Annotated in this window: 17 protein-coding genes and 1 rRNA gene; 10 read left to right on the plus strand and 8 right to left on the minus strand. The window is 32.2% G+C overall.

From position 1 onward, the window contains the following. The first annotated feature begins 4 nt into the window (after positions 1-4). The 3 genes from rrf (at position 5) to ACHRVZ_RS00015 (ending at position 1308) form a co-directional block, all read left to right on the plus strand. A 5S ribosomal RNA gene (gene rrf / locus ACHRVZ_RS00005) occupies positions 5-114 on the plus strand. A gap of 291 nt (positions 115-405) precedes the next feature. Next, on the plus strand, positions 406-858 hold the full coding sequence (locus ACHRVZ_RS00010; RefSeq protein WP_395419919.1) for a DUF1569 domain-containing protein: 453 nt from the start codon (positions 406-408) through the stop codon (positions 856-858). Positions 859-873: 15 nt separating this feature from the next. Further along, positions 874-1308, plus strand: a complete 435-nt coding sequence (locus ACHRVZ_RS00015) for a nuclear transport factor 2 family protein (protein WP_395419920.1) — start codon at positions 874-876, stop codon at positions 1306-1308. Here the strand turns inward: ACHRVZ_RS00015 and nth are convergent, their stop codons facing one another. Both nth and ACHRVZ_RS00025 read right to left on the minus strand, forming a co-directional pair. Further along, positions 1309-1953: an endonuclease III domain-containing protein gene (gene nth / locus ACHRVZ_RS00020; protein ID WP_395419922.1), complete on the minus strand. Its 645-nt coding sequence runs from the start codon at positions 1951-1953 to the stop codon at positions 1309-1311. A 46-nt stretch (positions 1954-1999) separates the two neighbouring features. Beyond that, complete coding sequence (locus tag ACHRVZ_RS00025) at positions 2000-2866, minus strand: alpha/beta hydrolase (RefSeq protein WP_395419923.1); 867 nt, start codon at positions 2864-2866, stop codon at positions 2000-2002. Positions 2867-3004: 138 nt separating this feature from the next. Here ACHRVZ_RS00025 and ACHRVZ_RS00030 point away from each other — a divergent pair, with 138 nt between their 5' ends. The 6 genes from ACHRVZ_RS00030 (at position 3005) to ACHRVZ_RS00055 (ending at position 12650) form a co-directional block, all read left to right on the plus strand. Continuing rightward, positions 3005-4432 (plus strand): glycogen synthase, encoded by a 1428-nt coding sequence (locus ACHRVZ_RS00030; protein ID WP_395419924.1) that lies wholly within the window; start codon positions 3005-3007, stop codon positions 4430-4432. Next, complete coding sequence (locus ACHRVZ_RS00035) at positions 4422-5702, plus strand: glucose-1-phosphate adenylyltransferase (RefSeq protein WP_395419925.1); 1281 nt, start codon at positions 4422-4424, stop codon at positions 5700-5702. Before ACHRVZ_RS00030 ends, ACHRVZ_RS00035 begins: the two co-directional genes overlap by 11 nt. A gap of 37 nt (positions 5703-5739) precedes the next feature. Next, the gene (glgB, locus tag ACHRVZ_RS00040; RefSeq protein ID WP_395419927.1) at positions 5740-7644 is read left to right on the plus strand and encodes a 1,4-alpha-glucan branching protein GlgB; all 1905 of its coding nucleotides are present in this window, start codon (positions 5740-5742) and stop codon (positions 7642-7644) included. A 203-nt stretch (positions 7645-7847) separates the two neighbouring features. Next, on the plus strand, positions 7848-10247 hold the full coding sequence (locus ACHRVZ_RS00045) for a glycoside hydrolase family 31 protein (protein WP_395419928.1): 2400 nt from the start codon (positions 7848-7850) through the stop codon (positions 10245-10247). A gap of 88 nt (positions 10248-10335) precedes the next feature. Then, positions 10336-11148 (plus strand): M48 family metallopeptidase, encoded by an 813-nt coding sequence (locus ACHRVZ_RS00050; RefSeq protein WP_395419929.1) that lies wholly within the window; start codon positions 10336-10338, stop codon positions 11146-11148. 170 nt (positions 11149-11318) lie between these two features. Continuing rightward, positions 11319-12650: an MFS transporter gene (locus ACHRVZ_RS00055; protein ID WP_395419930.1), complete on the plus strand. Its 1332-nt coding sequence runs from the start codon at positions 11319-11321 to the stop codon at positions 12648-12650. Between the two features lie 9 nt (positions 12651-12659). Here the strand turns inward: ACHRVZ_RS00055 and ACHRVZ_RS00060 are convergent, their stop codons facing one another. The 6 genes from ACHRVZ_RS00060 to ACHRVZ_RS00085 all read right to left on the minus strand — a co-directional run bounded on the left by ACHRVZ_RS00060 (position 12660) and on the right by ACHRVZ_RS00085 (position 18694). Beyond that, complete coding sequence (locus tag ACHRVZ_RS00060; protein ID WP_395419932.1) at positions 12660-14501, minus strand: serine hydrolase; 1842 nt, start codon at positions 14499-14501, stop codon at positions 12660-12662. Positions 14502-14549: 48 nt separating this feature from the next. Next, positions 14550-15662, minus strand: a complete 1113-nt coding sequence (locus tag ACHRVZ_RS00065) for a serine hydrolase domain-containing protein (RefSeq protein WP_395419933.1) — start codon at positions 15660-15662, stop codon at positions 14550-14552. A 60-nt stretch (positions 15663-15722) separates the two neighbouring features. After that, positions 15723-16448 (minus strand): head GIN domain-containing protein, encoded by a 726-nt coding sequence (locus tag ACHRVZ_RS00070; RefSeq protein ID WP_395419934.1) that lies wholly within the window; start codon positions 16446-16448, stop codon positions 15723-15725. 18 nt (positions 16449-16466) lie between these two features. Continuing rightward, complete coding sequence (locus ACHRVZ_RS00075) at positions 16467-17528, minus strand: hypothetical protein (RefSeq protein ID WP_395419935.1); 1062 nt, start codon at positions 17526-17528, stop codon at positions 16467-16469. Then, complete coding sequence (locus ACHRVZ_RS00080; RefSeq protein WP_395419936.1) at positions 17512-18048, minus strand: anti-sigma factor; 537 nt, start codon at positions 18046-18048, stop codon at positions 17512-17514. Before ACHRVZ_RS00080 ends, ACHRVZ_RS00075 begins: the two co-directional genes overlap by 17 nt. Positions 18049-18139: 91 nt before the next feature. After that, positions 18140-18694 carry an RNA polymerase sigma factor gene (locus tag ACHRVZ_RS00085; protein ID WP_395419937.1) on the minus strand — a complete coding sequence of 185 codons (555 nt, stop codon included), beginning with the start codon at positions 18692-18694 and terminating at the stop codon, positions 18140-18142. Positions 18695-18980: 286 nt separating this feature from the next. Between ACHRVZ_RS00085 and lon the strand changes: the two genes are divergently transcribed. Next, positions 18981-21434, plus strand: coding sequence for an endopeptidase La (gene lon, locus ACHRVZ_RS00090; protein WP_395419938.1), 2454 nt, complete (start codon positions 18981-18983; stop codon positions 21432-21434). The last annotated feature ends 15 nt before the right edge of the window (positions 21435-21449 follow it).

A 21449-nucleotide genomic window follows, 5' to 3' on the forward strand; every position in this document is an offset into this window, starting at 1 on the left:
ACCTTAAGGTGGTTATTGCGGCGGGGCTCACCTCTTCCCATCCCGAACAGAGTAGTTAAGCCCGCCTGCGCAGATGGTACTGCAGTTATGTGGGAGAGTATGTCGTCGCCTTTCTTTTAAAAACCCTATCCAATTCGGATAGGGTTTTTTGCGTTATATAAGTTTTTGAAAAAAAAATCTACGTTTTCTCTATTCTAAAAGAAAAATTAAATTTTTAATCTTGAAATATAAGCTTGTGAGAATCGCATATTTGTAAATTAGTAATACTTTATCTTAATTAAGCGATTCTCAGTAAAGTATTACTATGTACCTTTAAGGATTTTGATAAATTACGCTTAAGATTGAATTTAGTTTTTATACTATATTTGCCTGAATATTTAATATTCTTTAATTTACTTATAAATAATGAAAAATATTTTCTTTAAAAAAGATTCTGCAGAAATTATAAAACGTATAAATGATCTTAAAACTGATTCAACAGCACTTTGGGGCAGTATGAGTGTTGCTCAGATGTTGGCACATTGTAATGTTACTTATGAAATGGTTTATGATAATATTCATCCGAAACCGAATGGGTTTTTGAAAATTATTCTGAAATTATTTGTAAAAAATGGTGTGGTTAATGAAAAACCTTATCCTAGAAATAGTCGAACTGCTCCACAGTTTATTATTAAAGACAATCGTGATTTCGATATTGAAAAAGAACGGTTAATTACTTACATACAACGAACTCAAGAATTAGGTGAAAAAGAATTTGAAGGTAAAGAATCTCTTTCTTTTGGAAAATTGACCGCAAAAGAGTGGAACAATATGTTTGCCAAACATTTAGATCATCATCTTACTCAATTTGGAGTCTAATTTTAAAATTTATTTATGAGAGTAATTTTCTTATTTCTTTTATTTTTATTGGGACTAACTTGTAACGCGCAAAAACAAGAAGTTCAGAAAACTATTGAATTTTTTTTTGAAGGATTTCATCAGAAAGATACGAACAGAATAAAATCAGTTTGTGCTGATAAAATGATTTTGCAATCTATTAGCGAAAGTACTGTTAAGGGAAATAGATTATCTGATGAGAATGCAAATGAATTTTATAAATCGATTGCTTCAATTTCGTCAACTATGAAGTTTATGGAAAAGATTTTGAGCTGTAATATTCAAATTGATGGTACAATGGCACATGTTTGGGCACCGTATGAATTTTATTTGAACGATAAATTAAGTCATTCAGGAGTAAATACTTTTACCTTGTTTAAGGAAAAGAATGAATGGAAAATTATTTACTTAATTGATACACGTAGAAAGTAGTTAAATAACTTCTGTCATATAATAATTGCAACTATCAGCAATTAAACATTCTTCGCATTTAGGTTTAGGTCTACAGGTTTCTCTGCCTAAAAAAGATATTGCCATTCCAATTTCAGACCAAATATTTTTTGGTAAAACTTGCATTAAGTCTTTCTCAATTTTATTTCCGTCTTTACTTTCTTTAATTATTCCAATTCTTGGAGCTACTCTAATTACATGTAAATCTGCAATGATACCTTCTGCAGGTTTATTGGTTTCTCTTAGAATTACATTAGCAGATTTTCGTCCAACACCTTTTAGAGCGATTAATCCTTGCATAGTTAAAGGGATATCTTCATCGTTTTTGATTGTTTTAGCAATTTCTAAAAGCCATTGTGCTTTTGTTGGATAGTTTCGAACTTTATTTATGTAAGGAATAAATGTTTCAGAATTTGTTTCAGACAAACTTTTTAATGTTGGATATTTTTCAAACAAAATTGGTGCTATCTTGTTTATATTCGCATCAGAATCTTGTGCTGATAAAATTACCATAACCAATAATTGATAGGTATTTTGATAATCTAAAGGGTGCTTTTTTCCTTTATATTTATCTAAAATTGGTTTTAATTTCTTTTCCCAATTTGTTGTTTCTCCAAATAAATCCATTTTGATATTTTTAGAAGTAAATAATTAAAACACAACTATCACAAAATTAATTACTTTTAATGAAATCTAATATATTTTTGATAACATTTTGATTTCCAAGGATTTTCCTGTGTCCTAATCCTTCGGTTAGATATAAAGTTCCATTTTTTAGGTTTTCATGAATATGTATACCTGCTTTTACGGGAACTTCCGGATCATCATTGTCATGTACTACTAAAACTGGAATTTTTACTTTTTGAGCGGCTTTATAAGCAGAGAAATCATCCATTTTTACTTGGTATTTATTCTCAAAACGATCACGAAGATGTTCACTAATTTCTTGCTTTAAGCCTAGTTTAGAAATAAAATCATCCAGTATGTCCTGAACAATATCTCCACTGCCAATTACTATAGCTTTATTGACACGAAGACCATCTTTTATTGCATTTAAAACTGACATACCTCCTAATGAATGCCCGATTGCAAAATCAAATGGACCAAACTGCTTTTCAATTTCTAATATCGAAGCAATAAATTCAGACATTATTGTAGAATTCCCTTTAGATTTTCCGTGGGCTGGTGCATCGAAACTTACTGTGGAATATCCGTTTTTTAGAAGTTCATCGGCTATCTTAAATAATTGTGTACCTCTGCCTGACCATCCATGAACCAATAGAATTTTATGTTCGCTTTTTCCGTATTTGTATGTTATAATGTTTTTATCAATTGATGGAACGTAGATCGTCTTTTGGATACTTTTTTGATCCATTTCAAACTCTCGTTTTGGTACCTTATGTTTTATTGGTGTTGTAAACAATTTTGCTGCATACGAAGTAACCAGTTTGGTTGAAATAAAAGCGCATATTTTGCTGGATACAATTATAAACTGCGGAATTTTTAATGATTTAGTATGATTAGTTACCTTTTTTGTCATATTGATAAATTTTTCTTGAGGGCTTAATTTTGCTTATTTTTTCCTAAATTTAAAAAACATAAAAGTAGCACATTATTAAATGTTTACTTAAAAAAATAACTCACAAATTATTATTTAATACGCTTATAAAATCATAGGATGGAAATATTTCATATTAGTGCAGAATGTTACCCAATGGCAAAAGTTGGAGGGTTGGCCGATGTAGTTGGTGCATTACCTAAATATCAGACTAATGCAGGGAATCAGGTTCGGGTTGTAGTTCCTTGTTATAGTACGAAATTTAGAAAAGAGAATGATTTCGAATGTGTTCATTGGGGAAGTGTTAAGTTGGGGAATTTTGATTTTCCGTTTAGTGTTTTAAAAGAGACAACTGACAAACTTGGTTATGAATTGTATTTAATCGAAATCAATGAATTATTTGATCGGCCGAATGTATATGGTTACGAAGACGATATTGAGCGATTTATTGCTTTTCAAATTGCAAGCCTGGATTGGATTTTAATGCGGGAAGAAGTTCCTAGTATTATTAACTGTCATGATCATCATACTGGATTAATTCCTTTTATGGTAAAATATGCTTTTAAATATGAAAAACTAAGTAGCATAAAAACCGTTATTACAATTCACAATGGTTTGTATCAAGGTTGGTTTGGTTTTGATAAACTTCATTATATACCAGAATTTGATTTGATTCATGTTGGGTTTTTAGAATGGAATAACTCGCTCAATTCTTTAGCGGTTGCTGTTAAATGTGCTCATGCTGTTACAACTGTTTCTCCGAGTTATTTAAATGAAATTAACATATCAGCAAATGGATTAGAGGGATTATTTAACTCCGTTCGAAATAAATCTAAAGGGATTTTAAACGGAATTGATTTTGAAGTTTGGGATCCATCTAAAGATCAGATGCTTGTAAATAATTATTCGATTGAAACTTTTGAAGTTGGTAAACAGAAGAATAAAGAAAAGCTATGTGAGCAATTTGAATTAGATCCAACAAAGCCTCTTTTTAGTTTTATTGGACGCTTATTTGAGGAAAAAGGGGGTGATTTATTGCCTCAGGCTTCGGCTTTGGCTTTGTCCGAGAATTTTGAGAATATCAATATTTTAATTTTAGGATCCGGAAATTCAATTATAGAGGAGCAATTGATACAATTGCGAAATGATTATAAAGGTAATTATAATGTTTTTATTGGTTATAATGAAGAATTAGCACATTTGATTTACGCAGGTTCAGATTATATTTTAATGCCTTCAAGAGTTGAGCCTTGCGGATTAAATCAAATGTATGCTTTGCGTTATGGAACTGTTCCTATTGTACGAAGAACTGGCGGACTCCGTGATACTGTAATTGATTTTGGAGATAATGGAAACGGAATTTGTCACGATCAGGCTTCGGTTGGCGATATATGTTATTCGATAAACCGCGCTGTAAAATTGTACGATGACAAGTTAAATTTTAATAAGATTATAAAAATTGGAATGGCAACAGATCATTCCTGGGAAAGAGTTTGTCAAGAATATATTGAAATATACAACCTAATAATTGAGAAAAATGAAGTTTAAAAAGAAAAGTGTAATTGCCATTATCTTAGGAGGAGGACAAGGATCCCGTTTATTTCCATTAACAGAAACCAGATCAAAACCAGCCGTTCCGATTGGAGGAAAATATAGGTTGGTAGATATTCCAATTTCAAATTGTATCAATTCTGATATTTTTAAAATATTTGTTTTGACGCAATTTAATTCGGCTTCTTTAAATGCCCATATTAAAAATACATTCAATTTTAGCATACTGAGTCAATCATTTGTTGACATTTTGGCTGCTGAACAAACGCCGGATAACCCAACTTGGTTTCAGGGAACTGCAGATGCTGTAAGACAATGTATGTCACATTTCTTAAAACATGATTTTGATTATGCCTTAATTTTATCGGGTGACCAATTGTATCAAATGGATTTTAACGAAATGTTAGAAGCCCATATTGCTGCTGATGCTGAAATTTCAATTGCTACTTTACCGGTAAACGCCAAAGATGCTCCAGAATTCGGAATTCTTAAAACAAATCACGAAAATTGCGTAGAATCTTTTATTGAGAAACCTGATGCATCGCTTTTGCCACAATGGGAGTCTGAAGTAAGCGAACAAATGCAGGAAAAAGGTAAAAAATACCTTGCTTCAATGGGGATTTATATATTTAATAAGCCATTATTAGAAGAATTAATGTCGAATCCGGATACAAAAGATTTTGGAAAAGAAATTATTCCTCAGGCTGTTGGAAAACATAAAATTCTAAGTTATCAATATGAAGGATACTGGACGGATATTGGAAATATTGAATCATTTTTTGAGGCAAATATTGGTTTAACTGCTGATATTCCTGAATTTAATTTATTCGATAATGAGAATAAAATCTTTACGAGGCCCAGATTATTGCCTCCATCAAAATTTAGAAATTCTAATATCAATCAATCTTTAATTTCAGAAGGTTGTATTATTAATGCCAAAGAAATTAAAAGCTCTGTAATTGGTATTCGCTCGAGAATTGGAGAAGGAACTGTTCTTGAAAATTGTTATGTAATGGGTAATGATTTTTATCAGGATCTTGATGAATTAAATCATGAAAGCAGTATCAATAAAATTCATGTTGGTATTGGTGAGAACTGTTTTATACAAAATGCTTTGGTTGATAAAAATGTACGAATAGGAAACAATGTACATATTAGCGGAGGAAAGCATTTAGATAACTTTACTAACGAATTATACAGTATAAAAGACGGAATTGTTGTCATTAAAAAAGGTGCTATTTTGTCGGATAATTTTAGAATTGAATAAAAATATTAAAAATTAATTATTGCCATAAAAACCAAATATGTCTAAAGTAATCACGCATTCTTTATTTACTGATTTTGATATTGATTTATTCAAAGCAGGAAAACACTTCAAATTATACGAAAAATTAGGAGCGCATTTAGTTGACGTTAATGGAGTAAAAGGTGTTTATTTTGCAGTTTGGGCTCCAACTGCAGCAACGGTTTCTGTTGTAGGTGACTTTAATTACTGGACACAAGGAGAGCATCTTTTGCAAGTTCGTTGGGATTCTTCCGGGATATGGGAAGGATTCATTCCTGATCTTGCAAAGGGGGCACTTTATAAATATAAAATTCAATCCAACATTGATGGAATTGTAACTGAAAAAGCAGATCCATTTGCTTTGTATTGTGAAAAACCACCTCATACAGCTTCAGTTATTTGGGATTTAGATTATAAGTGGAAGGATGAAAACTGGATGCATTCGCGAAAGGAAAATAATGCTCTGGACAAACCTTATTCAGTCTATGAAGTACATTTAGGATCGTGGAAACGAGCAAATCATAATCAATTTTTAACGTATTTGGAATTGGCAGATGACCTGGTCGCTTATGTAAAGGAAACCGGTTTTACACATGTTGAATTTATGCCTATTATGGAATATCCTTATGATCCTTCATGGGGATATCAATTAACGGGCTATTTTGCACCAACTTCTCGTTTTGGGAAACCGCAGGATTTTATGGTTTTAGTTGATAAACTGCATCAAGCCGGAATTGGAGTGATTTTAGACTGGGTTCCATCACATTTCCCTGATGATGCACACGGTTTAGGCTATTTTGATGGTTCGCATTTATATGAGCATCCCGATCGCAGAAAAGGATATCATCCGGACTGGAAAAGCTTGGTTTTTAATTATGGACGTAATGAAGTTCGAGCTTTCCTTATCAGTAATGCTGTTTTTTGGCTTCAACATTATCACGTCGACGGATTAAGAGTTGATGCTGTGGCTTCGATGTTGTATCTTGATTATTCCAGAGAAGAAGGCGAGTGGGAACCTAATATTTATGGCGGAAGAGAAAATCTGGATACTATAAGTTTTCTTAAAGAATTTAATGAAGTAATCTATGCTAATTTCGATGGAGTTCAGACTATTGCAGAAGAGAGTACTTCCTTTCCTATGGTTTCAAGACCTACATTCACAGGTGGTTTAGGATTTGGAATGAAATGGATGATGGGCTGGATGCACGATACTTTAAAATACTTTCAAAAAGAAACGGTTTATCGCAAATACCATCAAGATGATTTGACTTTTTCGATGACATATGCTTTTACTGAAAACTTTATGTTGCCGTTTTCTCATGACGAAGTTGTTTATGGAAAAAAATCTATTGCAAACAAAATGCCGGGAGACGAATGGCAAAAGTTTGCCAACTTAAGATTACTTTACGGTTATATGTTCACGCATCCCGGAACTAAATTATTGTTTATGGGATCAGAGTTTGGACAGAGTGATGAATGGAATTTTGAGAAAAGTTTAGATTGGCATTTATTAGAGTATGATTACCATTCTGGTGTAAAAAAGCTAATTACAGATCTTAATCAATTGTATAAATCTCGTCCGGCTTTGTATGAAAAACAATTTAGCGGAGATGGTTTTGAATGGATTAACTATTCGGATCATCAAAATGCAGTTTTGTCTTATATCCGAAAAGGAAATAATTCTGATGAAAATGTAATTGTTGTTTGCAATTTCACACAAGTTGTCAGAGAGAACTACAGAATAGGTATTCCGAAAAAAGGCAAATTAGAAGAAATTTTTAATAGTGATGCTAGTATTTATGGTGGAAGTGGAATAGGAAATTCTAAAACTCTAAAAATAGAATCGATACCTTATGATGGAAGAGAATTTTCTATCGAATTAATTTTACCGCCATTAAGTGTTACGGTTTATTCTTTTGTGTAAAACAATAGTCGTTATTTTCGGCAATGCCATTTTATCAGTTTAATGTTTTTATATTATTGAATTGTCGATTTTTTAAGGTGTAATTTAAGACTCATTCAGAAAAAACGTTTTCGTGAATAATCCGTTTATTCATAGTCGTTTACTGAGTTTTTTTGTATGTTTGAAAGAGAGATTAGAATTAGATTAATTAATTTATTAGCGACATGATTACAAATACATCATTAGAATATAAAGGCGATTTATATCCATCAAAAATTGTGTCACATGAGCAGGAAGGTGATTCCATTTTTTTTCATACTGACAATAAAGTTATTTTAAGAGTCACTGTTCTTAGAGATAGTTTAATTCGATTTCGTTTTACTACAAAAGGATATTTTAGTAATGATTTTTCGTATGCAATTGATAAAACCCAGCTTCATGGCTATAATTTTTTAGAACTTACTGAAGAAGATACTTATTTTCTAATTAGAACAAGTAAGGTTAAATGTAAGATACAAAAAGTGGATCTTCGTTTGTCTATCTATGATTTAAATGACCTTTTAATTCTTGAAGATGAACTTGGATTTCATTGGGAAGAAAGCTATGAGTTTGGAGGGAATATCGTAAAAATGAGTAAATCCTCTAAAGATGGAGAATGCTTTTACGGTTTAGGCGATAAGGCTACCCAAATGAATTTAAAAGGCAAAAGATTAGAAAATTTTGCTACAGATCAATATGCTTACCAAAAAGAACAAGATCCATTATATAAAGTAGTTCCTTTTTATATTGGTTTGCACAACAAACAATCTTACGGAATTTTCTTCGACAATACTTTCAGAACTTTCTTTGACTTTTGTCAGGAAAGAAGAAACGTTACCAGTTTTTGGGCTGAAGGTGGCGAAATGAATTATTACTTCATTTACGGCCCGCAAATGCAGGATGTGGTAACAACTTATACCGATTTGACCGGAAAGCCGGAATTACCTCCGTTATGGGTTTTAGGATACCATCAATGTAAATGGAGTTATTATCCGGAGAGTAAAGTAAAAGAAATTACATCAAAATTCAGAGAACTCAAAATTCCGTGTGATGCTATTTATTTGGATATCGATTATATGGAAGGATTTCGATGTTTTACGTGGAGTAAAGAATATTTTCCTGATCCAAAAAGAATGGTGGCTGAATTAGCCGAAGATGGCTTTAAAACGGTTGTAATCATTGATCCGGGAATAAAAATTGACAAAGATTATTGGGTTTATAAAGAAGCTCTAGAAAAGGATTATTTCTGTAAAAGAGCTGATGGTCCTTATATGAAAGGAAAAGTTTGGCCTGGAGAATGCAATTTTCCGGATTATACAAATCCTGTTGTAAGAGAATGGTGGGCAGGATTATTTAAAGAATTAATTTCAGATATTGGAGTCAAGGGTGTTTGGAATGATATGAACGAACCTGCTGTTATGGAAGTTCCAAATAAAACTTTCCCAATGGATGTTCGTCATGTTTACGACGGAAATCCGTGTAGTCACAGGAAAGCGCATAATATTTATGGTACACAAATGGCGAGAGCGACTTATCATGGTGTAAAGCGTTTTGCTTATCCAAAACGTCCTTTCGTAATTACAAGATCTGCTTATTCTGGTGCACAGCGTTATACATCGTCTTGGACTGGAGATAATGTTGCAACCTGGGAACATTTGTGGATTGCTAATATTCAGGTTCAAAGAATGTGTATTTCAGGAATGGGTTTTACCGGTTCTGATATTGGTGGTTTTGCAGAGCAGCCAACAGGAGAATTATACGCTCGTTGGATTCAGTTAGGAGTTTTTCATCCGTTTTGCAGAACGCATTCATCTGGAGATCACGGCAATCAGGAACCTTGGGCTTTTGATGAAGAAGTGATCAATATTACCAGAAAGTTTGTGAGTTTACGTTACCAATTATTACCGTATTTATACACGATGTTTTGGCAATATATTGAAGAAGGAATTCCAATGCTAAAACCATTAGTTTATTACGATCAGGATGATACTCAAACGCATTACCGTAATGATGAATTCATCTTTGGAAATCAAATTTTAGTTTGTCCAATTCTTGAACCTAATGCTGTAGGTAGACGTATGTATATACCAAGAGGTGAATGGTATAACTACTGGACAAATGAATTTTCAATAGGAGGAAAAGAAGTCTGGGTTGATACTAAATTTGATGAGATTCCGGTTTTTGTAAAAGCAGGAGCCATAATTCCAAAATACCCAGTTCAGCAATATGTTGGAGAGCTGGAATTTGACGAATTAACACTCGATTTGTATTTCAAAATTGGGAAAGAAAAGTCGGTAGTATATGAAGATGCTCAAGATGGTTATGACTATAAAAAAGGGCGTTACAGCTTTTTATCGTTTAGAACTATCGGAAAAGATAAAGAATTGATTGTACAGCTTCATAAAGAAGGAAAATACGATACTCCGTATACCAAGTATAAAATTAATTTAATTGGATTACCTTTTAAAGTAACTGAAATAGAAATTGACAATGAAAAAGTCGAATTCAATAAAATTGAGTTTGAAGCAAATCAGTTTTTAATTGTTGACAAAGAGTTTAGTGAACTTCATATTGTTGGTGAATAAATAAAAATTTTGATATTTTTTTTCTTAATTATGTAAGATCGTAAATAATAGTATTTGTATTTTTACATTACATTTAACTTATAGCATTATGAAAAATCATATACTCTTAGCAATTTTTACAGTTCTCTTAGTTAGTGCTTGTGCAACAAATCCAATTACAGGAAAGCAAAACTTAAATTTTGTTTCAAACAGTGAATTGTTTCCAACGTCTTTTCAGCAATACAATACATTTTTGACTGAAAACAAAGTAATTACAGGAACTGCAGATGCCAAAAGAGTAGAAAATGTTGGTATGAAAATTAAAGCTGCTGCCGAAAAATATTTGACTTATTTAGGTCAGTCACAATATCTTAAAGATTATCGATGGGAGTACAAATTAGTAGATAATAAGGAAGTAAACGCATGGTGTATGCCCGGTGGTAAAATTGTAGTTTATTCAGGAATTTTGCCTGTAACTCAGAATGAAGCTGGTTTAGCAACCGTTATGGGACATGAAGTTTCGCATGCATTAGCGAATCATGGTGCACAGAGAATGAGCGCAGCACAATTACAACAAATTGGAAGTGCAGCATTAGATGCCGCAACAAGTAATAAATCTGAGGCGACCAGACAAATATTTGCACAAGCATATGGCGTTGGTTCTGAAGTAGGAGTGATGCTTCCTTTTAGCAGAAGCAATGAAACAGAGGCCGATAAAATTGGATTAACCCTTATGGCGATTGCAGGTTATAATCCAGATGATGCAATTTCATTTTGGACTAGGATGTCAGCCAAATCAGGAGCTGCAGGAACTCCGGAGTTTATGAGCACGCATCCATCTGACGCGACCAGAATTGCAAATTTAAAATCATTAATTCCCGAAGCAAAAGCAACAGCACTTAAAGTAGGTGTTATTAGATAAGTTTTAAATCTGATTTTTACAATATAAAAGCTACCCTTTTTGGAGTAGCTTTTTTTTATACAGTTAGTTTCTATGATTCTTTATAATTTAATAATACACGATTTATGGAAAATCTATTTGATTATGATAAAAATTGGATAAATTCGTAACCTGTTAACAAAACCATTTCTATGAAAAACCTACAAAAAGGAGATAAGAAATTATTAAATGCCTGGGCATTTTATGATTGGGCAAATTCAGTTTATACACTTACGATTGCTTCGGCAGTATTTCCTATTTTTTATGAAGCTTTATTCTCTAAACGAGATCATTATATTGATGTTTTTGGTTTACACCTAAAGAATTCTGCTTTAATTAGTTTTACAACTGCTTTTGCTTTTTTGGTGGTTTCTTTTATTTCACCATTACTATCGGGAATTGCTGATTATGTTGGGAACAAAAAGGCATTCATGAAATTCTTCTGTTATCTTGGTGCTATATCCTGCATGGGATTATATTGGTTTGATCTTGAAAATATTTATATTGGACTTGCCTTTTATTTTCTTGGTTTAATAGGATACTGGGGAAGTTTGGTTTTTTACAATTCGTATTTACCAGATATTGCTTTTGAAGAACAGCAGGATAAAATTAGTGCCAAAGGTTATTCGCTTGGCTATATAGGAAGTGTGATCTTGTTAATTATCAATTTGGCAATGATCATGAAACCAAATCTTTTTGGAATTACCGGAACTGAAGGAGAAGCAGCAATGAAAGCTATGCGATATTCATTTATAATGGTTGGAGTTTGGTGGGTTTTATTTAGCCAGTATACCTATTATTATTTGCCAAAAGGAAATAAAGAGAATGGTGAAAAATTAACAAAGTCTGTCGTTTTTAATGGTTTTAAAGAGTTAAAGAAAGTTTGGGGATTATTGAAAGACAATATTCCTTTAAAACGTTATTTAGGAGGCTTTTTTGTTTCGAGTATGGCAGTGCAGACAGTAATGCTTGTTGCAACTTATTTTGGCGCTCAGGAAATTAAATGGTCGTCTAAAGAAGAAAGTACAATTGGTTTAATTATCTGCATTTTAATAATACAATTGGTTGCTGTTGTTGGTGCTGTTATAACATCGAGAGCTTCAGCAAAATTTGGGAATATTCCAACGTTAATTGTCATTAACAGTATCTGGGCAGTATTTTGTGCTCTTGCTTTTTTTATTACTTTACCAATTCATTTTTATGTTATGGCTACAGTTGCAGGATTTGTAATGGGCGGAATTCAGGCTTTGTCACGTTCTACTTATTCAAAACTACTGCCTGAAACTGTAGATACAGCTTCATTTTTCAGCTTTTATGATGTTGCTGAAAAAATAGGAATCGTAATAGGAATGTGTGTTTACGGAATTATCGACCAAAGAACGGGAAGTCCGCGTGCTGCAATTGTAATTTTAGGGCTTTTCTTTTTAACAGCAATTATTCTATTGAGAAGGGTACCCAAAAAAGACACTATAAAAATGTCTTAATTATTAAACTTATTTTGATTGAAGCTGAGTATTGATTTTTAGAATCATTTGCTTTGCATTTTCATTTTTCGGATTTAATTCTAATGATTTTTGATAGTTTTGTTTGGCAAGTTGCAGTTTTCCAGTCGCTTCGTAAACTTCTCCTAAACTGTCAAAAGCATTGGCCGATTCAGGATATTCAGAACAATTAAGTGTGAAAATTTGAATAGAAAGTTCAATCTGTTTTTTATTAAAAGAACTGTATCCAAAATTATTCAGATTTTCTTCAAAATTGTGATCAGGATATTTCAACTTTAATTTTTTGAATTGATTTAAAGCTGTTGTAAAATCATTTTCGCTAAAAATTTCAATAAGCTGAGTTTGTGGCGTTCTTATTTCAGATAGAGAAAGATCTAAAATTTTTTGAGTACAATCTGGTCTGGAAATAGTTAATGCGATGAGTTTATTTTGATCTAAATTAAACTGAATGGTATTTGGATAATTTTCGACTCTAAAACTATTATTTCCAATGTAGTACATTTTATTTTTTTCGACGTCAAAATTATCTTTTAAATAAGGTGAATTAAGGTACAAATGATTGTTTTCTTCGAAAATTTTAGTCGTTCCTAATCTGTCGTAACCATACAATATTTCAGTGTAATAACCTTTTATAGCTTCTTTTAATGCCGAAGGAACTTTTTCTGTTTCATTAATTGGTTTGTTCCAATGAAGTCTCGTAATAATCTCTTTTTCAATATAACACATTACAGGCAAACGATTGGGTTTGTCACCATTAGCCAAAACTGCAATTCCGTTACCTTTTTTCATTGTTGCTAATAAATCGCCTCCAGTTCCGGTGTTTGAGCCATCATGCGAAAACCATTCTTGATTTCCAAAGCCTAAGCTTCTTTGCCATCCATAACTCCAGCCACGCGGGCCATTCATAGTTACAATATCAGTTACTTTTTTTGAAACTGCTGTCGATATTATCTTATTGTCTTTTCCTGATAAAGCTTTTTGCATTTCAATGGCAATTAATGCTAAATCGGTAGGAGTAGACCATAAACCAGATGGTGCAACTTGCGGTGTAATTGGTCTTCCGGTTCTTATAATTTCACCTTTACCGTTATGAACTTTTGCAATATTCGTCAAGAATCCTTGTTCATTTGGCTGAATCATAGTAGAATTTTGCAAGCGTAAAGGATCAATAATATTATCTTTTACAATTTGTGCCAAAGGTTTTTTAAGATGATCTTCAAGTGCACACTGAATAATTACGTAACCACCTCCGCTATATTCCCAGTTTGTTCCTGGTTTAAAAAGAAATTCGATTGGTTTTTTAGATCTGGGTAATAATTTTCCTTGTAAACTTTGTACAATAGTTGGTATCGAATCACCTAAATAATAATCTTCAAAACCACCCTGGCTTGTTCCTGCCGTATGTGATAAAAGCATGTTCCATGTTACGTCATTTCCGTCAGTAAAATGGTTCTTTGGCAGCTTCCATCTTTTAAGGTAATTATTGATAGGATCGTCTAAATTGATTAATCCTTTTTCTTCCAGCATCGCACACACAATCGCAACAATTGGTTTTGAAATCGAAGCGGTGGAAAAGGCAGTATTGTGATCGATTTTATCATTAGAATCAGAAGCTTTTACTCCCCATTCGTTCGTCCAGATTATTTTATAATTTTCAAATACCGCTACACTTAATCCTTTAAGATTATATTTTACCATCATTTCTGACGTGCTTTTTTTTAAGCTGTCTAAAGAGTTAATTTGATTGACTGTTTTTTGCGAATCTTTTGTTCTTTGAGCAAAAGATAGGGCACAAGAAAGCGTCAGAAGGAACATTAGAATTGTCCGTCTCATGTTGTGTAGATTTTTAGATTGTTTTTTCTAGAGCAGAACTTTCAGTTATTATCTCTGCTTTAATTCATTCAATAAATTATTTACTGCAGATTCAAGATAAGTTCCTGAATTTTTATCACTTTGGTTCATGATAATTACAAAACCAAAATTAGACTCGGGAAATATTTTTAAAATGTTTTGAGTTCCATTTGAGCCACCATCTTTTGCATAAACAGTATTGCCGTCATCATCGGTTTGAATCTCCCAAAAATAGCCCATATCCGGATTTTTTGCAATTTTTCGATGTGATTCTAATACTATTTTGTTATTTCGATCTAGTTCAAATTTGATGAATTTTGTCAGATCATTAATGGTTGATTTAAGCATTTTTGATGCACCCCAAAGATTGCTTGAAAGTGGCGTCATTAATAATTCACTTTCATTATAACCATTTGCAACTATATCATTCTTATTAAGTTTAATTCTTGTTGATTTCATTTTCGACCTGTCAAAAATCACTTGATGTAATTGATCTTCAAAATTCTTTTTATAAACATTTTCTAAAATATGAGCGCATAATTCGGGTCCAAGAGCACCATATTTAAAAGTTGTTCCAGGTAATGTATCGACTTTTACTTTTCTTAAAGCATTAAAAAAATCACTTTTAGTATACGATTTATCCAGCCTGTTTTTGTGAACTAAAAAACTGTCAGGACTATATTTTTGACGAATTTCTTTGGTATCAGGAAAAGGAGTTAAAATACCGGTTCTATGCGTCAATAAATCTTTAATTCGGATTGGATTTTCGTTGAATTCCAAATTAGAAAAAGGTTCATTTAGATATTTTCTAATATCGTCATCCAAATTTATTTTTCCTTCAAGAACAGCATTTGCCATTAAAGTTCCAGTAAAAACTTTGGTTACTGATGCTATCTCAAATAGAGTGTTATTATTGGCTTTGCTTTGTTTCTCTTTGTCGATTACACCAAAATGCCTGGTATATGATTTACCATTGTTTACAACAGCAATAGAAACAGAATGTGCCTTTGACGTTTTTAACAAATTGGTGCCGGTTTTTGTTATTGCTGCAAAAATTTCCTTCTCCAGAATTTGGTTCTGTTTTTGCTGACTGTAAAGAGTAAAATTAAAGCTCAATAGTAAAAGAAGAATTATTCTGTTCATTTTTTGATTTTTGATTAGATGATTTTTGAAAATTCTTTTATTATTGAGCTTGGAGTAAAATTATGCTTTTGAAATATTTCCTGAACCAGAAACTTTTACATCGCGTTTCTCAGGATTTCCGCTATACTTAATGTCACCTGAACCGGAAACTCTTGCAGTTAAAGTTTCATTACAGTTTACTTTGCTGTTTCCAGACCCAGAAACGTTGACATCAACATTTTTTGATTTTAGATTTCCTGCATCAATATCACCAGATCCTGAAAGTTTTGTGGTAAAATTGTCTGCAATTCCTTTTAAATGAACATTTCCTGATCCGCTTAGATTAAGTTCTAAAGAGTTTGAATCAACTGCCAGATTAAAATTACCTGATCCTGAAAGCTTTGCTGTGAATTTATCATTTTTAATTGTGTCTTTTGACTGAATATCTCCCGAACCTGCCAAGCTCAATTCTGAAATTTTTTCAAACGGAACAGTTACCTGAACTTTTTTACCAAAACTTGAACGGATATTAGTGTTTCTCTTCACGTAAATTTTTAAAGTGTTTTCTTCCACTTCAACAACAATGGCCGCTAAAATGTTTTCTTCTCCTTTCAAAATAATTTTACCCTCTTTTCCGGAAACCAAATCCACATCAAAAGAACCCGAAATTTTTATTGCATCATATTCGGCTGTTGTTCTTGTATCGGTTGTTACTTTACCGTTTCCACTAATTTTATTCGATTGCGCATTAGCTGTAAAACTTATTAAAAATGCGCCACAAACTACTAATTGTATTAATTTTTTCATTGCTTTAATTTTTTAAGATTATTGTTTTTTGATTAATGTTACATTTCCGTAATTCGAAGTAATAATTACTTTATTCTGACCTTTTTTCTTATTGAAGCCGCTAATTCTTTTACTGGTATTTTTGGTTTCGTTTACCAAAATATCTAAAGAGTTATCACTTTTGATGCCTCCATATCTAGTATTAATATCAAAATCAAAAGCATAATTTGTATCGTAACCCAATGAAACATCTGAATAACCGGAATTAATATTTACATTATTTGCTTTTTCATTTATAAGACCAACATGAAATTTACTATAATTAGTATCTAAGTTAATACTGTTTGAAATTTCGGCAATCGAAATTGTTAGATAATTTCCTGATCCGGTAAACGAATTGACTTTTTGAAACTTTAAAGTCCCGTAATTGCAATCATATTTAATGTTTTGAGTATCTGAAACTGTCAAATCAGTGTAATTTGTATCAAGATTTAAATTCCCCGAATCGTTAATCCTTAATCCTGAATAACGCGCTTCGATAGATCCGTTTTTAATATAATCGATTGTTGAATTTTGACAATATTCAATTTGAATTCGATTGTTCGAATTGTTTAATTTTCCGAGAGTAACTTTTCCATATTTACACATAATATCCGTAGTACCTTCCAGACTCAGCGCAGTAATATTTCCATATTTATTAACCAATTTTACAGTTCCGTTTTTCGGAATTTTTATCACATAGTTTATCTCAAAACTATTGCTGCTTCCTTTACTTTTTAAAGAAGAGTTTCCAATTTTGGTAATTGCAGTAACCATTGATTTTAAAGCTGTAATATCAACATCAATACTATTCAGTTTTTCATTTACCCAATTTTCATTTCCGCCAGAAACTTTAATTATGATATCAAGGTCAATTTTATCTTCATCCCAGGTACTTACAGAGATGTTTCCGTATCTGTTATCAATATCAATTCTGGCATTCGAATTAACAATATAGGTTTTTTTAATGTTTTTTTGTTTTGAAATAAAAGTGTCATCGTTTGAAAATCCTAAAAAAGGAATCAAAAGGAATAAAACCAGTATGTTATAATGTTTTTTCATCAGTAGTGTTTTTAAATTTTTCATTTTCTTCAATGCGTTGTAAAACAGTTTGTAAAAAAGAAATACGGGTTTGTAAGTTGCTTATCATGGCGTAGATAATTTGTTTGTTTTCGCCATTTTTTTGCAATTCAGTTATAATTTTGGCATAATCAGCATCAAAAACTTTCATTTGTTTTAATGCATCATTAATAATTTGTTCGTTTTCAGGAGAACTCTTTTCTTTTAATTTAACTAGCTCGTTATCAATTAAAATGCTAAATATAGAATCAGTTCGTTGCGTTTCTTTTGATGCAAACTTGAATTCTTTAGGTTTTTCTATATTATTGTAAAAAAGCGATACACCCAAAAGCACCACAATTGAAGCAGCAATTGCCCAAACAGCATAATTCTTTTTCTTAGGTTGTTTTTTATTTAATTTGTTTAAAAAGTCAAGCTGATGATCAGAATTCATTTTCTGTACATCCCATTGATTCTCAAATTTTTCAAACAATTGATCTAAACTGTCATTTTCCTTTTTCATATATCCAAAATTTATTTTTTAGAGTTGTTACGTGATATTGCCTTTTTATTAAATAGTGTTTGCTTGCACAAACTTGACTTTAGTGGCGATTTCATACTTCCTCTAATTTTTTTCGTAAACCTTCTTTTGCTCTGCTTAGTGTTGTCCGGCAGTTGGCATAACTAATATTCAAAATCTCGCTTATTTCTTCCTGATCGTAGCCCTCGATATAAAAAAGTGTCAATACCATCCGATAATTATCTTTTAAGCTTAATATGGTATCTAAAACTTGTTTCACCTTCAGAGAATTCAAATCTATATTTTCAGAAAAAAAGCTGTCATTTTCTTCTATCTTGTAAAGTGTTTTGCTCAAATCTTCAATTTGAAAAGCAGTATTCTTTTTATAAAAATCAATACTATAATTGATGATTATTTTCTTTAACCACGCACCAAATGCCACTTCTTGTTTGTAGTCATTAATTTTTGTAAAAGCCTTAAGAAATCCTTCTTGCATGACGTCTTGTGCAAAATGTTCGTCTTTAACAATGCGGTATGCGACATTGTACATAGCTTTACAGTAACGATTGTAAACTTCGAATTGAGCCTTTTGATTGTTCTCCTTACAAAGCGTGATTAATTCTTCGATATTTTGGTTAGTTATACTCAAGTAATGGTTGCTAGTTTTTTATAATGACTTTGCCTTTTTTAATTTGTTACACTTTTGATAAAATTAATTGTATTTTTTTTCAAAATTGACCTATTTACTATATTAATTGCTATTGAGAACTAAATTTCAAAACAGTCTTTTTTGCTTTTGGCATAATGATTGTCTATTTTTACGGCCTATCATGTAAATGAAACACTTATACTGTTTTTAGGAAAAACTACCAAATGTGAAGTTGCATTTACAGTTAGTATTAAATTTTTAATGACAAAACGACTTATATATTATTATGTCAAACCATAAAATACTTACAATTGACAATCTGTCACTTCAAGAATTTGATTCAGAAGCAGAATTGATTCCATTATTAACTCCAGAAGACGAAGAGGAAATGAACAACGAAGAGCTTCCGCTTTCGTTACCTATTTTACCTTTACGTAATACAGTTTTATTTCCTGGAGTAGTAATTCCAATTTCGGCAGGAAGAGATAAATCGATAAAATTAATTAACGACGCCAATGCGGGAGGAAAGATCATTGGAGTAGTTTCTCAAATTAATGAAGAAGACGAAGATCCATCAAAAGATGATATTCATAAAATTGGTACTGTTGCCAGAATTCTTCGTGTCTTAAAGATGCCTGACGGAAACGTTACAGTTATTTTACAGGGAAAAAAACGTTTTGAGATTGATGAAGTTGTTTCAGAAGAGCCTTATATTACCGCAACTATTAAAGAGGTTTCAGAAGAGCGTCCTGATGAAAATGACAGCGAGTTTACAGCAATTTTAGATTCTGTAAAAGAATTGGCGATTCAAATTATAAAAGAAAGTCCTAATATTCCTTCAGAAGCGACTTTTGCGATCAAGAACATTGAAAGTCAGTCGTTCCTGATCAATTTTGTTTCTTCTAATATGAATTTATCGGTAAAAGAAAAACAAGGCTTACTATCGATAAACGGATTAAAAGATCGCGCATTAGAAACATTGCGTTACATGAATATTGAACTTCAAAAACTAGAATTGAAGAATGATATTCAGTCAAAAGTCCGCTTTGATTTAGACCAACAGCAACGTGAGTATTTCTTGCATCAGCAAATGAAAACCATTCAGGAAGAATTGGGAGGCGTTTCGCAAGAGGAAGAAATGGACGAAATGGGACTGAAAGCGAAAACCAAAAAATGGGACGAAAAAACGCAAAAACATTTCGAAAAAGAATTATCTAAGATGCGCCGTATGAATCCGCAATCTCCAGATTTTGGAATTCAAAGAAACTACTTAGAGTTGTTTTTAGAGTTGCCTTGGGGTGAGTATTCTAAAGATAAATTCGATTTAAAACATGCTCAAAAAATATTAGATAAAGATCATTTTGGACTTGAAGAAGTTAAGAAAAGAATGATTGAACATTTGGCAGTATTAAAACTTCGTAACGATATGAAGTCGCCAATTATTTGCTTGACAGGGCCTCCGGGAGTTGGAAAAACATCTATTGGTCGTTCAGTGGCTGAGGCACTTGGTCGCGAATATGTACGTATTTCATTAGGTGGATTGCGTGATGAAGCAGAGATTCGCGGGCACAGAAAAACCTATATTGGTGCAATGCCGGGTAGAATTATTCAAAGTTTAAAGAAAGCCGGAACATCAAATCCTGTTTTTATTTTAGACGAAATAGATAAATTATCCAGCGGAAACAGCGGAGATCCGTCTTCAGCTTTATTAGAAGTTTTAGATCCGGAGCAAAACAATGCTTTTTATGATAATTTCCTTGAAATGGGATATGATTTATCTAAAGTTATGTTCATTGCAACATCAAACAATATGTCGTCAATTCAGCCGGCATTGCGTGACAGAATGGAAGTGATTAAAATGTCAGGTTATACTATTGAAGAAAAAGTAGAGATTGCAAAAAGACATTTATTTCCAAAACAACTGGAAGCTCACGGATTGACGAATAAAGATTTGACAATTGGCAAAAAACAATTGGAGAAAATTGTTGAAGGATACACACGTGAATCTGGTGTTCGTAATTTAGAAACTAAAATTGCACAAGTTATCCGTAATGCAGCAAAATCTGTAGCGATGGAAGAGGAGTACAATAAAAAAGTAACTGACGAAGATATCGTAAAAGTATTAGGCGTACCAAGACTAGAGCGTGATAAATACGAAAATAATGATATTGCCGGTGTAGTTACAGGTCTTGCCTGGACAAGTGTTGGTGGTGATATTTTATTTATAGAATCATTAATTTCTGAAGGAAAAGGATCTTTGACAATTACAGGAAACCTTGGAAATGTCATGAAAGAATCGGCTACGATTGCTCTAGAGTACATTAAAGCAAATGCTAAAAAGCTAGGTTTAAGCGTTGAGTTATTCCAGAAGTATAACATTCATTTACACGTTCCGGAAGGAGCAACACCAAAAGACGGTCCAAGTGCCGGTATTGCAATGTTGACTTCTTTAGTTTCTTTACTTACTCAAAAGAAAGTGAAGAAAAGTTTAGCAATGACGGGAGAAATTACCCTACGTGGGAAAGTTTTACCAGTTGGTGGTATTAAAGAAAAAATACTTGCAGCTAAAAGAGCCGGAATTAAAGAAATTATTTTATGTCACGAAAATAAAAGTGATATTGATGAAATCAAAGCGGAGTATTTAGAAGGTTTGACTTTTCATTATGTAAAAGAAATGAGCGAAGTTTTGGCTTTGGCTCTTACTGATCAAAGCGTTAAAAATGCAAAAACATTGAAATAAAACTTCAATGTAAGT

Source organism: Flavobacterium sp. FlaQc-57 (assembly GCF_044007395.1).
Lineage (GTDB): Bacteria > Bacteroidota > Bacteroidia > Flavobacteriales > Flavobacteriaceae > Flavobacterium.